Here is a 12644-nt window from a genome sequence, read left to right on the forward strand (position 1 = left end):
ATCAGCGACCGTAGATGACCGACAGGAAACGCACCAGCACCGCCTCCCTCGCGGGGGCGGGCAGCGCGTCGAGGACGGCGTTGACCATCGCCATCTCCGGCTGCCCCGCCCCCGGCCGCAGGTCCACCCCGACCGACGCGCTCAGCTCCGCGAACGTCGCGTCGTCGATCGCCTCCAGGTCCAGCCCCGCCACCAGCTCGACCAGCCCGTCGGGCAGCACGACGGGCCCGCGCTCACGTGCCGCCGCGGCCGACTCCGCGATCACCTTCAGCATGGCCTCGACCCCGGCCAGCGTGACCCCGGTGACCGTGATGTGCAGGTTGGCCGGGATGCCCGCGTAGGAGAGCTGCGGCTGCAGGAACCAGCCCCGCGCCCGTGCCTCGTCGGCCAGCACGAACACGTCCACGTCGTCCCCGGCGAAGGCCACCAGCGACGACTCGGGCTCCCCGAGCACCCGCAGCCCCGGAATCTCGGCCAGGCCGGCGCGCAGCCTGAGCGTCGCCTCCAGCGTGGCCCGGCCCAGCTCGGCGTAGCCGGAGCGGCCCAGCGCCTGGAGGGTGGCCCAGGCGCCGCCGAGCGGGCCCGCCGACCGGGAGCTCTGCACGGTCGCGTTGATGATCGTGTAGCCGGGCCAGGCCGCCGAGGCGAAGTACGCCTTGCGCCGCGCCGCCGGGTCGGCGAACAGCAGCACCGAGGCGCCCTTGGGCGCGTAGCCGAACTTGTGCAGGTCGCAGGAGATCGACGTCACTCCCGGCACCGACAGGTCGAACGGCGGCACCGCCGCGCCCGCCTCCCGCAGCCAGGGCAGCAGCCAGCCGCCCACGCACGCGTCCACGTGGCACGGCACGCCCGCCGCGGCGGCCACGGCCGCCACCTCCTCGACGGGGTCGATGACACCTTGCGGGTAGGACGGCGCGGAGACCACGACCAGGATCGTGTCGTCGTCGATCGCCTCCTCGACGTCGCGGGCCCGCACCTTGTACGTCCCCAGGTCCACCGGCACGGGCCTGGCCTCGACGCCCAGGTAGTGGGCCGCCTTGTGGAAGGCGGGGTGCGCGGTGACCGGCAGCACCACGTTCGGCCGGGAGCGGGGCGCCTCTCCCGCTCCGGACGGACGCCTGGCCAGGTCGCGGGCGGCCTTGACCGCCAGCATGATCGACTCGGTGCCGCCGCTGGTGAAGATGCCGTGGCCGCCGCCGAGCAAGTCCGCCACCGCGCCGACGACCTGCCGCTCCATCTCCACCACGCTGGGGAACGCGGTCGGGTCCAGGCAGTTGACCTCCAGCATCTCCAGGTACGCCCGGGTCGCGGCGTCGTTCACCTCGGCCCGGCCGGTGTCGTAGACGTAGGCGGTGACCTGGCCGCCGCGTACCGGCAGGTCGTGCTGCTTGAGCCGGGTCACCTCGGCCAGCAGGTCCGCTACGGGCCTCCCCGTCGGCGGCAGGTTCACAGGGTCTCCTTCGTCGTCGTGAGCCGCCCGTACCAGACCACGAACGGCAGGCTGATCAGCATGAGCAGGGCGGGCAGCGCGGTGAACCCGAGCAGCAGCCCGGCCAGCGCCCCCGCCGGCTGCGCGACCGGCGACTCGACCGGCGCGGAGACGAACCCCGACACGGTCAGCACCAGCGCGAACAACCCCGGTCCGAGCGCCAGCCCCGCGGTCTCGCCGGCCGTCCACAGCCCTGTGAACGCGCCGGCCTGGGCGTGCCCGGTGCGGGCGGCGTCGGCGTGCACGGTGTCGGGCAGCAGCGACAGCGGCAGCAGTTGCAGCGCCGCGTAGCAGACCCCGGCCAGCGCGGTCAGCGCCAGCGTCGCCGCGGTCCCGCCCGCCGCGACGGCCGGGACCAGCGCGAGCGTGACGCCGCAGAAGCCGGCGGACGCGGCCAGGTAGCAGCGCACCGGCCCGTGGACGCGGGCCAGCCAGGCCCATCCGGGCACGGCGAGCATGCTCGGCCCGACCAGGCAGACGAACATCACCGAGGTCAGGCCGTAGTCGCCCAGCCGGTACGCCGCCACGTACGGCGCCCCGGCCAGCATCACGGCCACGGCCAGCGCCTGCGTCACGAACGCCGCCAGCAGCACGAAGAACGGCACGTTCCCCCTGGCCAGGCGGAAGGCCGCCACCGGGCCGAGCGGGCGGGGCCCCGGCGTGGACGGCACCCAGCGGGTGGCCAGCGTGGCCCAGGCCAGCGCCGCCGCCATGACGGCGCCGACCGTCACGCCCATCACGGCGTACCCGGCCCGGCCGCCGCCGGCCAGGTCCACCACGGCGGGGGCCAGCCCGCCCGCCACCAGGATGCCGGCCGTCATGCACACCACCCGCCAGGACATGATCCTGGTCCGCTCGCCCTGGCCGGGCGACATCTCGGCGGGCAGGGCCACGTACGGGACCTGGAAGCAGGCGAACGCGCTGGCCGCCAGCAGGAACGCCGCCCCCGCCCAGAGCGCGCCCGGCACGTCTCCGGGCACCGCGAACATCAGCGCGAACGTCACCGGCAGCGCGGCCGAGCCGATCGCCAGCAGCCGCGTCCTGCGGCCCGTCCGCACGGCCTCGCGGTCGCTGGCGGCGCCGACGAGCGGGTTCAGCAGCACGTCCCAGATCTTGGGCGCCACCAGCACGAAGCCCGCCACGGCGGCGGGCACGCCCAGCACGTCGGTCAGGTAGTACAGGAGCAGCAGGCCGGGCACGGCCGAGAACACGCCGGTGCCGACGGAGCCGATCCCGTAGCCCAGCAGCCTCTCCCTGCCGAGGCGGATCGCGGTCACCGGGGGTCGCCGGGCAGGCCGAGCGTGCGGTGCAGGCTCTGGTGCAGGTGGGCGCGGAAGCGGCGCAGCGCGGCGCGGTCGCCGGCGGCCCTGCGGCGGCCCCGCTCGTCGAGCACGCCGCCCTTGGCGAAGCCGTGCACGGTCCAGATGACGCTCCACACGGTGTAGTCGAGATCCGTCTCGGCGGCGATCAGCCCGGCCTCGACCGCGGGGCGCAGCGCGGCGGAGACCGCGGTGAGCAGCGGCTGCACGTACTGGCGCTCCAGCTCGGTGATGTCGCTCGCGTCCGAGAGCCAGCGGTGCATCCACAGGGCGGGCACCTCGGGGTTGTCCACGCAGAAGTCGAGGTAGTCGTCGGCCAGCCGGTGGACGGCGGCCACGGGGTCGTCGCCGGGCAGCCTGGCCAGCGCCTGGTCCAGCGCCGCCTTCTCCGCCCGGTGCGCGGCCTCCATGACGGCGAGGTAGAGATCCCGCTTGCCGCCCACGTGGTAGTTGACGGTCGCGATGTTCAGCCCGGCGGCGTCGGCGATCTGACGGGTGGAGGTGCCGTCGTAGCCGAGCGCCGCGAAGAGTTGCGTGGCGACCTTGAGTATCGCGTCGGCCTGGCCGGAGGTCATGCGACCGAAGGTAGTTCGGTCACCCCTTCCCGGTCAATCGCTTGATGGAGAGCGAGGGCTAGTACGGCTCGCCGTCCAGCAGCGACTCCAGCTCGGCGCGGGCCGCGACCGGGTCGTAGCCGGGCAGGGCCTCACGCATGAGGTCGTGCGTCCGCCGCTCGGCGTCGGCGCCCGCCGCGTGCACCGCCGCGAGCGTCTCGTCCGCCAGTTCCAGACTGCCCATCCGCGGGGCGCCGGGGCCGTACGTGACGTCGATGACCCGGCCGTTCGCGTCCACCCGCGCCCTGACAAGCCCCGACGGGCTCTCGCCCGCGCCGACGACCTGGTCCAGCTCCTCCCGGGCCGTCTCCAGCCAGGCCAGCATCCGCTCACCATGCCGGGCGGCCTCATCGAGATCCTCGTCCCTGATGTTGGCGGGATCGAGGTGCGCGCCGAACACGTGTCTCCTCCTGAAGAAGGTCGCTGCTAGAAAAGGTCCTGGGCCGCCTGCTCGACCCGCGCTCGCACGAACGTCTCGTCGAGCGGCTCGGGGAGGGCCGCGCCGCCGGCCGTCACCCTGTCCGCGATCTCCTGAGCGTGACGGGCTGCGTCCTCCTGAGCCGAGCGCAGGACCTCCGTCACCTTCCGGCCGAGCTCGGCCTCGCCGGAACGCAGCGCCCGCGGGTCGATGCGCAGCGCGGTCAGCCCGCCGTGCCCGTCGGCGCTCGCCTCGACCAGCCCGTCGTCGCTGCGGGCCCGGCCCTCCACCTGCAGCATGGCCGCCTGTGCCGCCCTCAGGTCGCGCATGATCCGGCGGCTCTGAGCGAGGTACTGGGCCAGGTAGTCGGCGTCGTCATCGGGCGCAGGTGACCGCATGTCGACCTCCGTGAACGTTGCAGGACGGAACGATGGCCCAGTGTGGCACAAACCCGCCTTGATCTTGACAATGAGATGTGCATCTCATGAACGGGGATAGTTGCGCGATCATCGTTAGATGTCGCTATGGTGACCGGCCATGACGGGATTTGAGATCGCGTCGGGTGCGGTGGGGCATGAAGCCGAGCACGTCAGCACCCACGGGGCGGACTACCAGGCCGCGCTGCAGCGGCTCTGGGAACGGGGAAACGGAGTCTCCTCCTGGGGCGATGACGGACTGTTCGGCGGGTTCGCCGCCGCCTACGCCGAGTGCACCCAGGTCTCGCTGATGGCGCTCCTGGGGGTCTCGGGAGAGATCACCGGCACCGCCGAAGGGCTGGCCGCCACGGCGAGGAACACGAACGTCGCCGAGTCGGCCATCGCCGAGGACGTGGGACGCGTCTCATGGGCCTGATGCTCCCGCCCGAGCTGAACGGATTCCTCGGGATGCTCGGCGTGCCGTGGCCGAACATCGACGAGGACGAGATCAAGAAGGACGCCGCCGCCTGGCGTACCGTGCAGGCCGGATCGCAGCCGGTCGGAGACGCCGCCGACGCGTCCTTCCGCAAGGCGCAGCAGTTCCACCGCGGCGAGTCCGCCACGGCGGCGGCGCAGCACTGGAACCGGGTCGGCGGCGACAGCGGCCACGTCGCGCAGGCCGCGGCAGCCGCCCGGGTGGCGCCGGTGGCACTCGACGGCACCGCCGCAGTGGTGAGCGCGGTGAAGGTGGCCGTGGGCACGCAGGCGGCGGCCGGGCTGACCGCGGTCGTGCAGGCGGTGGCCTTCGGCGGCGCGGTGGGCGTCACGGCGGCCACCGCGCGGATGCTCCTGACCCGGCAGGCCATGGGCAAGGTGATGCGCGAGGGCGCCGAAGGCACCGGGAGGGTGCTGGCTCCGGCGATGGCGCGCCGGGTGACCGACCCGATGCGCCGCATCCTGGACAATCTACGCCGCCCGGGAGGCCCCGGAGGCACTCCTGCGCTGGCGGGCGCCGGCGGGCGAGGCGTCCCGGTGCGCCCGGGTCCCGCGCGGCCGCAGAGCCTGGGCGATCGCATGGGCATGGCCCAGTTCGGCCGCAGGAACAACAGGGACTCCGGCAGAGGACGCGGCAGGGGCGGCAGAGGCAGCAGTGGAGGCAGCAGCGGCGGAAGCAGCGGGGGCGGCGGCGGCTGGTTCCGCAGGGACTCCACGGGAAAGGTGCACGGCGAGCTGCCCAACGGCACGAGGGGCATGTCGCAGCAACAGGGCGAGGCCGCCAGGGACGCGCTACGGGGAAGCATCAGGAAAAGGCGGCAGGAGCAGGACCGGCTCGGCCAGGAGGTCGGGCACGAGGAGAGAATCCGCAGAGAGAAGGAGGCTCTTCGCAAGGTCGAAGAAGAAGGCAAGCGGAAGGGATGGTGGTGACGGCCGATGCAGACCCAGACCGGTGACGACCTGATCCGGCGTCTCCTGACTCATCCGGGCGACGACGCCGTCGTGGGCCCGGCCTCCAACGACCTGCTCGACGAGTTCTGGGCCGGCTACCCCGTCACCAACCTCGTCACGCTGCTGCGCAGCGGAGACGACACGCTTGTACGGACCGGCGCCTGGCTGCTGTCCGAGCTGGGGGAGCTCGGGGGCGCGCTGATCGGCGAGATCCCCGCGCTGCTGTCGCACCCGCTGCGTCAGGTGCGCTTCTTCGCGATCGACGTCGTGCTGGTCAACGGCCGGACGTGGAACGGCCCGCTCCTCGCCCAGGTCATGAACCTGAGCCTGGACCCCGAGAGCTCCGTCCGCTGGAAGGTACTCGGCTTCCTGTTCGAGGCCTCGACCGACCAGCTCAGGGCGGGTGCGGTGAGCCTGGAGCCGGGCCGCGTCAAGGAGCCGGCCGAGTGGCTGGTCCGGCACGACGACGAGCAGCCCGATCCGCGTGAGGTCGTGGCCCGGCTCGAAGGGCCCGACCTCGTGGCCAGGCTGTTCGCCGCCGCGGTGGCCGCCCGCTGGTCCGAGGAGGATCCGAACCTGCTCATGCACGCCGCCGCCGCGGAGGACGAGGAGATCCGCTCGTTCGCCCGGGGCCTGCTGGAGGACGAGAACGAGGACGAGGACGAGGACGAGGACTGACTCAGTCGGGAGCCCAGTACTTCTCCATGAGCTTGTCCAGGTCCCTGACCACCGGCTGCCAGGTCGGGGGCAGGTCGTACACGCCGGCCCGCCGCTTGTCGTGGGCCAGCGTGAACCTGATGAAGTCCGCCCCCTGCGGGGCTCGTTGCGAGCGGCCGATCTTCAGATGCCGCAGGTGGCCGCGCAGCCTGCGCTCCTCCTTGGCGGTCAGGCACTTGTCGACGGTCGGCCCCGTGCGGCGGCTGAGCCGCGCGCACCCGTTGCCGAAGACGATCACGCGGTCGTTCAGTCCCGCGAAGCCGCCCTGCTTGCGCAGCTCCACCAGCACCCGCTTCGGGGCGACCTCGGCCTGAGCCGGAGCCATGGACGTGCTCAGCACCGCCAGGAGCACGGGCAGCAGCACGATTCGCCAGATCCTCATGTCCCTTGGACGTATCCGGGCCCCGATCGGCTCACCTGAGCGCGTCCACCGGCTCCATCCTGGCCGCGCGCAGCGCGGGGTAGAGCCCGGCCAGCAGCCCGACCAGGGCTCCCGCGACCGGCGCGGCGATCGCCAGCCGCACGTCCAGCAGCGGCGTCCACTGCTTGACGGCCGAGACCGCGACCACCGCGACCACGCCCAGGCTCGCCCCGATCACGCCGCCGGTCAGCCCGATCAGCGTGGACTCCAGCAGGAACTGCGCGGCGATGTGCCGCCTGGCCGCGCCGAGCGAGCGGCGCAGGCCGATCTCCGGGACCCGCTCCATCACGGTCACGAGCGTGACGTTGGCGATGCCGACGGCGCCGACGACCAGCGAGACCAGGCCGAGGATCAGGAACAGCGCGTCGACGTCGTCCTGCGCGCCGTCGCGCGCCCTGGCGGGGCCGGGCGGGGAGACCACCTGCAGCAGGTCGCCGTTGCCCGGGCTGAGAGCCGCCGGAGCCTGGCCGGCGATCAGGCCGGCGGCGCCCAGGCTGGTGTTGACCAGCACCCTCGTGACGTCGCGCAGCCCGAACTGCCGGCCCACGGTGGGCGGCACGACCACGGCGGTGCTCAGGCTCTTCTCGCGGCGCAGGCCGCCGAGAACGCCGATCACCGTGTACGCGTGCTTGCCGATGAAGATCGCCGGCGCCCGGTCGAGCCGGGTCACGCCGAGCATCCTGGCCGCCTCGTCGCCGATCACCGCCACCCGGTCGCCGCGCCTGATGTGCCCGGTGTCGTAGAAGCGGCCCTGCGTCATCCGGCCCCGGGCGGCCTCGGGCAGGCCGGTCGTGGCGGCCAGCACGGTCAGAACCTGCGTGGTCACCCGGGTCGGGTCCACCAGGTCGGTGGAGCGTACGGACAGGTTGACGCCCTCGTCCGCGTCGGCCACGGCGGCGGCCGACTCGACGCCGCGCAGCCTGGTCACCCGCTCGACCGCGTCCCAGCCCACCAGCGGCGTGCCGGTCGTGGACCTGGGCACCTCCACGGTGATGGCCGTGGCGACCAGCTCGTCGAAGCGGCCGACGATCTGGTTCCCGGCGGTGGCGGCCACGCCGAGCGTGACGACCAGCGTGGTGATGCCGAGCACGGTGCCGAGCGTGGTCAGCGCCGAGCGGACCGGCCTGGCGAGCACACCGGCGACGGCCTCGCCGATCAGGTCGCGTACGTGCATCACTCCTCCACCAGCGCGCCGTCGGTGATCCGCACCCGGCGCCCGGCCCGCTCGCTGACCTCCTGCTCGTGCGTGATGACCACGATCGTCAGCCCCTGCTCCCGCAGCTCGGCGAACAGGTCGAGCACCGCGTCGGTGTTGTGGCTGTCGAGGTTGCCCGTGGGCTCGTCGCACAGCAGCAGCGACGGGGCCCCCAACAGGGCCCTGGCGATGGCCGCGCGCTGGCGTTCGCCCCCGGACAGCCGGCCGGGCGTGAACCCGGCCCTGTGCCCGAGACCGACCCGCTCCAGCGCCGCCAGGGCCCGCTCCCGCCTGCCCCTGCGCCTGCGCGCGCCGTACAGCTCGGCGAGCATGACGTTCTCCACCACGCTGCGGTGGGGGAGCAGGTGGAAGGACTGGAAGACGAAGCCGATCCGGTCGCCGCGCAACCGGGTCCTGGCTCCGTCCCGCAGCGTAGTGGTCTCCACGCCGTCCAGGAGGTAACTACCGGAAGTAGGGCGATCCAGGAGCCCCAGGACGTTCAGCAACGTGGACTTGCCGGAGCCCGACGGGCCGACGATCGCCAGGTGGTCGCCGCGGTCCACGCGGAGCGAGACCTCGCGCAGCGCGCGAACGGGCGGCTGCGCGGGGAAGTCCTTGCCGACGCCCGTCAGCTCGATCACCGGTCGCTCAGGCACCGCTGACCACCACCCGGTCGCCCTCCTTGAGAGCGCCGCTGACCTCGACGTTCCCGTCCGCGGTCAGGCCCGTGCGGACCTCCACGTCCCTGGTCCTGTCCGTGGCGTACTCGACCCGCACCCGCGCCTTCCCGTCCGCCGAGGTGATCACCGCGGCCACCGGCACCACCAGCACCGGCTCGTCCGTGGCCCCCACGGTCACCCGCGTGGTCACCACGGCGCCCGCCCGCAGGCCCCTGCTCGCCGACGGCGTGAGCAGGACGGGGATCGAGCCCTCCGGAGCCTCCTCCCCGCCGGGCAGCCGGGCCCGCTCGCCGATCGCGGTGAGCCTGGCCGGGTACGTCCTGCCCGTGTCCACCTCGACGGCCGCCTCCATGCCGGGGCGCAGCAGCTCCGACTCTGCCGCCTCGACGGACCCGGTCACCGCGAACGTCGAGCTGGTCACGGTGGCCACCTCCGCCTCGACGCGCTGCCCCGCCTTCACCGACACCTTCTGCACCCGGGCGGGCAGCTTCGGCAGGAACACCATCTCGCCGGGCGGGATCGACACGCCGTACGTACGGGCGTACTCGGCCAGCAGCCCCTTGGCCGCCGCGACGTCCTCGCCCGCGTTGGCCACCTTGAGCCGGGCCGGCGAGAGCTGCCTGGCCTGGCGCAGTGCCTGCTCGGCGGTGACCACCGCGTCCTTCGCGGTCCGCACGGCCTTGCGCAGCTCCTCCAGCCTGGCGTTCCCGGCCTCCCGCGCCTCCTCCCGCACCCGGTCGAGGGCGTCCTGGGCGGCGGCCAGGTCCGCCCTGGCGTTGGCCACCCTGAGCTCCAGCAGGCTCGTGTCGGTGGAGGCGGTGGGCCGGGGCGCGGGCGTCCCGGCCGGCGTGCCGGTCGCGGGGCCGGTCGGAGTGCCGGTGGGGGTGCCTTCCGGGGCGCCGGTCGGGGTGCCGGTCGGCTGGTTCCCGGCCGCCGCGAGCGCCTGCTCGGCCTCCAGCAGCCGTTCCTCGGCCGCTCTGAGCGCCGACTCCGCCGCCGCCAGCCTGCCCTCGTCCGCGGGGGTGAGCTCGCGGGACTCGGCCTCGGCCAGCGCGGCCCTGGCCGACTTCAGGTCCTTGCGGGCGTTGTCCAGCCTGACCTTCAGCGGGAGCACGTCACGGCCCCGGTCCAGCGCCTGCCGCTCGGTCGCGAGCGTCTCCTCGGCCGTCCGCACGGCCTTGCGCAGCGTGTCGTACGCCTGCCGGTCGGCCAGGGTCGGCTGCTGCGCCTCGTAGCCCCTTCCGGCGTACATCCTGGTCACCGCGGCGATCGTGGCCCGGTCGAACACGCCCGTGGCGGGCGCGCCGTGGCCGAGCCGGCGCAGGGCCCGCTGCAGTTGTCTCACGTCGTCCCCCTTCGTGCCGGGCGCGATCGTGCGGTGCATCGGCACGGAGCCGCGCAGCACGAAGACGGGGCGGCCGTTGACCTCCATCAGCACGGCGCCCTCCGCGATCCGGCCCTTGCGCGGCGCCCGGGTGGCCCGCTGCAGCTCGGCCGCGCCGCCGACCACGCCGGCCAGGCTGATCGGCAGCGGGGAGCCGTACTCCAGGGTGCCGCTGAGCACCACGGTGCTGACGAGCTTGCGGCGCTCGACGGCGGCGGTGACCAGCGAGGCCGGAGGCGCGGCGCGGCGGGCCGCCTCGTCGGCGGGGGAGCGCAGCCGGGAGCCGACCACCCAGCCGGCGCCCGCGACGACCACGACACCGGTGAGCACACCGGCAAGGATCCGCCTCATGGCCGCGTCAGAGCGCGTACTGGTCGTTGACCTGCTGCTGGAGCGCGGTCTCCCTGGGCACGTAGGCCGCGTAGAAGTCCTTGCCGCACTCCAGGTCGTCGAGCGCCGCCTTGATCTCCTTGTCCAGGTACGTCCTGGCCTCCTGGGGCGAGAGCGTCGGCATGACGACGGTCTTGGTCTCCTTCGTCATCCCCGGCGGCAGGCTCTTCGGTTCGAACTGCTCGCGGCCCAGCTCGTCCTGCTGCTGCAGGAACTGGTTCTTGCCCCGGCTCTCGACGGCCGTGGGCCTGGTGTCGGTGATCGGGTAACCCTTGCCCTTGAGGCAGGTGGCCATGGTGCCGGCCAGCTCCACCAGCCGGGCGTCGCCGTCGAGCTCCTTGGTCTTGACCCGCTTGTGGGCCAGCGTGACCTCGTTGTAGTAGTCCATGTTGGACGTCAGGGTCAGGCCGAGCACCTGCTGGGCGGCCTGCCTCACGCAGGCGTCCTTGGCCTTGTGGTAGGCCTTGAGCTGGGCGATGGAGAGCGCACCCTGGACCTTCATGTTGGGGTCCTTCGCCGAGTCGGTGACCGGGTTGCCCGCCTCGTCGGGGTAGACGTGCATGGAGAAGACCCCGAAGCCGTACTTCTCGCGATATTGCCGCATCGCTTGGTAGTCGCCGGTGTCGCGCTTGCGCTCCGCCTCGTCCTTCGGGCCCGTCTCGTGCACGAACGGCACGTACTTGAAGCCCTTCTGCTTCATGCAGTCGGCCTTGGCCGCTTCGAACTGGTGCTTCTTGTCCTTGACGGCGGCCTTCGCCGCGGGCGAAGGGACCGGTGCGTTCTCCGCGGCGCCCCCGCAGCCGCAGAGGACGGCCGCCGAGAGCGACAGGGCGATGGCCATGCGGGATCTCGTGAGCATGGCAGCAGACCATACTCCGTTCTACAGAGTATGGTCAATCCAGGCAGTGCCGCTGCTGGCGGAAGGGCGCGAACGCGGCCGCCGTGGTCAGCAGCACGAGGACGCCCAGGTAGGCGAGGTGCTGCCGGGTGAGCTCATCGGCGTGCAGGACCAGATCGCCCGAGACGGTCAGCAGGTAGATGCTCGACGCCAGCGCCCACCGCACGTCGCGCGCCAGGTAACCGGCCAGCACCCCCAGCCCGATGGCCGCCGCCTCCACCGCCATCCTGCTCAGGCTGATCGGGTACGCCGTGTCGTCCGGCATCCAGCCGGGCCCCGCCCATGCGGCCAGCCCGGCCGCCGCCCACCACCACCATGACCTGGCCCGCACCGGCCGCCGTGGCGACGTGAGCACCACCAGGCCGATGAGCGTGATCGCGTAACCGGCCGCCACCAGGACCGGATCGCTCTGCTCGAACAGGGCCCGGTCGGCCAGCACGTTCGGGGCGACCGGCAGCACGGTCACGTCGAACGGTTGCAGCGCCGCCGCCAGCCCGACCGCCTTCACGCCGGTGGCGAGCGTGAGCGCGAAAGCCGTACGCAGCCGTCCGCGCAGGATCGCCAGCAGCGCGAGCGCCGACAGCGCCGTCCACAGCGGCAGCGCCTGCGCGTACGGCAGCAGCGCGGCCAGATTCACCGCCGCCACGGCCGTGACGCCCAGGTGCAGGCCGTCCACCCAGGTGCTGCCGGCCGCCTGGTGGACGATGCGGCTGCGCAGGCCGCCCGCCAGCAGCCCCCACGCCTCCCTGGGCACGGGGACCCTCCGGCCGGGGGCGGCCCCCTCCAGCAGCACGTCGAGCAGCTCGTCGCCGTGCGCCCGCCGGTACGAGCGCGGATAGGCCAGCAGTAACCTGCGATATCGCCGTTCGAGAGGGCCGCAGGGCGCCGTCATGCGCCGGACGGGCGCAGGACCAGGGCGGCCGCCTCCTGCATCCGCCTGGCCTCGGCCTCCACGAGCGCCTGGCCGTCGGGGGTGATCCTGAAGTAGCGCCGGTTGCGGCCGTTGACCGTCTCCTCGCGGTCCACGGTGATCACGCCCCGCTCGTTCAGGCGCTCCAGGATGCCGTAGAGCGTGCCCACGGACGGCTGGACCCGCCCCCGCGAGAGCTCCCTGATCGCCTTGCTGATCGCGTGTCCGTGCAGCGGGCCCGCGCGCAGTGCGGTGAGCACGAAGTACATCGGCTCGCTGACTTCAGAGGTTCCCCTGGGCATGGGGATGACAGTATTCCGTTCAACGAAGTGTCCGCAACGCCCAGG

General features: G+C 73.2%; 15 protein-coding genes. 3 read left to right on the top strand and 12 right to left on the bottom strand.

Going from position 1 to position 12644, the window contains the following annotated elements:
• Position 1 precedes the first annotated feature (1 nt).
• From HD597_RS52970 to HD597_RS52990, 5 genes are read right to left on the bottom strand one after another with little or no spacing between them, the layout of a single operon-like run.
• Positions 2–1450, bottom strand: a complete 1449-nt coding sequence (locus tag HD597_RS52970; RefSeq protein WP_253755398.1) for a pyridoxal phosphate-dependent decarboxylase family protein — start codon at positions 1448–1450, stop codon at positions 2–4.
• Positions 1447–2766 carry an MFS transporter gene (locus HD597_RS52975; RefSeq protein WP_253755400.1) on the bottom strand — a complete coding sequence of 440 codons (1320 nt, stop codon included), beginning with the start codon at positions 2764–2766 and terminating at the stop codon, positions 1447–1449. Before HD597_RS52975 ends, HD597_RS52970 begins: the two co-directional genes overlap by 4 nt.
• Positions 2763–3383: a TetR/AcrR family transcriptional regulator gene (locus HD597_RS52980; RefSeq protein ID WP_253755402.1), complete on the bottom strand. Its 621-nt coding sequence runs from the start codon at positions 3381–3383 to the stop codon at positions 2763–2765. The genes HD597_RS52975 and HD597_RS52980 overlap by 4 nt, the downstream gene beginning before the upstream one ends.
• A gap of 58 nt (positions 3384–3441) precedes the next feature.
• Positions 3442–3822, bottom strand: a complete 381-nt coding sequence (locus tag HD597_RS52985) for a YbaB/EbfC family nucleoid-associated protein (RefSeq protein ID WP_253755404.1) — start codon at positions 3820–3822, stop codon at positions 3442–3444.
• 26 nt (positions 3823–3848) lie between these two features.
• Entirely contained in the window at positions 3849–4238 is a 390-nt protein-coding gene (locus HD597_RS52990; RefSeq protein ID WP_253755406.1) for a YbaB/EbfC family nucleoid-associated protein, read from the bottom strand.
• Positions 4239–4377: 139 nt separating this feature from the next.
• On the opposite strand from HD597_RS52990, the gene HD597_RS52995 reads away from it, so the two are divergent.
• Genes HD597_RS52995 through HD597_RS53005 form a run of 3 tightly spaced genes read left to right on the top strand, consistent with a single transcriptional unit; the run spans position 4378 to position 6380 of the window.
• Positions 4378–4692, top strand: a complete 315-nt coding sequence (locus HD597_RS52995; RefSeq protein ID WP_253755408.1) for a hypothetical protein — start codon at positions 4378–4380, stop codon at positions 4690–4692.
• A complete protein-coding gene (locus tag HD597_RS53000; protein ID WP_253755410.1) occupies positions 4683–5681 on the top strand; it encodes a WXG100-like domain-containing protein in 999 nt (332 codons plus the stop codon). Before HD597_RS52995 ends, HD597_RS53000 begins: the two co-directional genes overlap by 10 nt.
• A 6-nt stretch (positions 5682–5687) precedes the next feature.
• Positions 5688–6380: a hypothetical protein gene (locus HD597_RS53005; RefSeq protein WP_253755412.1), complete on the top strand. Its 693-nt coding sequence runs from the start codon at positions 5688–5690 to the stop codon at positions 6378–6380.
• Between the two features lies 1 nt (position 6381).
• Here HD597_RS53005 and HD597_RS53010 read toward each other — a convergent pair whose 3' ends face one another.
• The 7 genes from HD597_RS53010 to HD597_RS53040 are packed head-to-tail and all read right to left on the bottom strand — an operon-like array spanning position 6382 to position 12599.
• On the bottom strand, positions 6382–6801 hold the full coding sequence (locus tag HD597_RS53010) for a hypothetical protein (protein WP_253755414.1): 420 nt from the start codon (positions 6799–6801) through the stop codon (positions 6382–6384).
• A 31-nt stretch (positions 6802–6832) separates the two neighbouring features.
• Complete coding sequence (locus HD597_RS53015; protein WP_253755416.1) at positions 6833–8014, bottom strand: ABC transporter permease; 1182 nt, start codon at positions 8012–8014, stop codon at positions 6833–6835.
• Positions 8014–8691: an ABC transporter ATP-binding protein gene (locus HD597_RS53020; RefSeq protein ID WP_253755418.1), complete on the bottom strand. Its 678-nt coding sequence runs from the start codon at positions 8689–8691 to the stop codon at positions 8014–8016. The genes HD597_RS53015 and HD597_RS53020 overlap by 1 nt, the downstream gene beginning before the upstream one ends.
• Positions 8684–10429, bottom strand: coding sequence for a peptidoglycan-binding protein (locus tag HD597_RS53025; protein WP_253755420.1), 1746 nt, complete (start codon positions 10427–10429; stop codon positions 8684–8686). Before HD597_RS53025 ends, HD597_RS53020 begins: the two co-directional genes overlap by 8 nt.
• A gap of 28 nt (positions 10430–10457) precedes the next feature.
• Positions 10458–11348, bottom strand: coding sequence for a hypothetical protein (locus HD597_RS53030; RefSeq protein WP_253755422.1), 891 nt, complete (start codon positions 11346–11348; stop codon positions 10458–10460).
• Between the two features lie 34 nt (positions 11349–11382).
• Positions 11383–12279 carry a hypothetical protein gene (locus HD597_RS53035; RefSeq protein WP_253755424.1) on the bottom strand — a complete coding sequence of 299 codons (897 nt, stop codon included), beginning with the start codon at positions 12277–12279 and terminating at the stop codon, positions 11383–11385.
• Positions 12276–12599 carry a PadR family transcriptional regulator gene (locus HD597_RS53040; protein WP_253755426.1) on the bottom strand — a complete coding sequence of 108 codons (324 nt, stop codon included), beginning with the start codon at positions 12597–12599 and terminating at the stop codon, positions 12276–12278. The genes HD597_RS53035 and HD597_RS53040 overlap by 4 nt, the downstream gene beginning before the upstream one ends.
• Between the last annotated feature and the right edge of the window lie 45 nt (positions 12600–12644).

This window comes from Nonomuraea thailandensis, from assembly GCF_024172165.1.
Classification (GTDB): Bacteria; Actinomycetota; Actinomycetes; order Streptosporangiales; family Streptosporangiaceae; genus Nonomuraea; species Nonomuraea thailandensis.

What these genes read in the sequence shown, in the direction of transcription:
- HD597_RS53010 (WP_253755414.1), bottom strand. Translation starts at nt 6,801, where the DNA reads ATGAGGATCTGGCGAATCGTGCTGCTGCCCGTGCTCCTGGCGGTGCTG.
- HD597_RS53035 (WP_253755424.1), bottom strand. Translation starts at nt 12,279, where the DNA reads ATGACGGCGCCCTGCGGCCCTCTCGAACGGCGATATCGCAGGTTACTG.
- HD597_RS53005 (WP_253755412.1), top strand. Translation starts at nt 5,688, where the DNA reads ATGCAGACCCAGACCGGTGACGACCTGATCCGGCGTCTCCTGACTCAT.
- HD597_RS53040 (WP_253755426.1), bottom strand. Translation starts at nt 12,599, where the DNA reads ATGCCCAGGGGAACCTCTGAAGTCAGCGAGCCGATGTACTTCGTGCTC.
- HD597_RS52990 (WP_253755406.1), bottom strand. Translation starts at nt 4,238, where the DNA reads ATGCGGTCACCTGCGCCCGATGACGACGCCGACTACCTGGCCCAGTAC.
- HD597_RS53030 (WP_253755422.1), bottom strand. Translation starts at nt 11,348, where the DNA reads ATGCTCACGAGATCCCGCATGGCCATCGCCCTGTCGCTCTCGGCGGCC.
- HD597_RS53015 (WP_253755416.1), bottom strand. Translation starts at nt 8,014, where the DNA reads ATGCACGTACGCGACCTGATCGGCGAGGCCGTCGCCGGTGTGCTCGCC.
- HD597_RS52980 (WP_253755402.1), bottom strand. Translation starts at nt 3,383, where the DNA reads ATGACCTCCGGCCAGGCCGACGCGATACTCAAGGTCGCCACGCAACTC.
- HD597_RS52995 (WP_253755408.1), top strand. Translation starts at nt 4,378, where the DNA reads ATGACGGGATTTGAGATCGCGTCGGGTGCGGTGGGGCATGAAGCCGAG.
- HD597_RS53000 (WP_253755410.1), top strand. Translation starts at nt 4,683, where the DNA reads ATGGGCCTGATGCTCCCGCCCGAGCTGAACGGATTCCTCGGGATGCTC.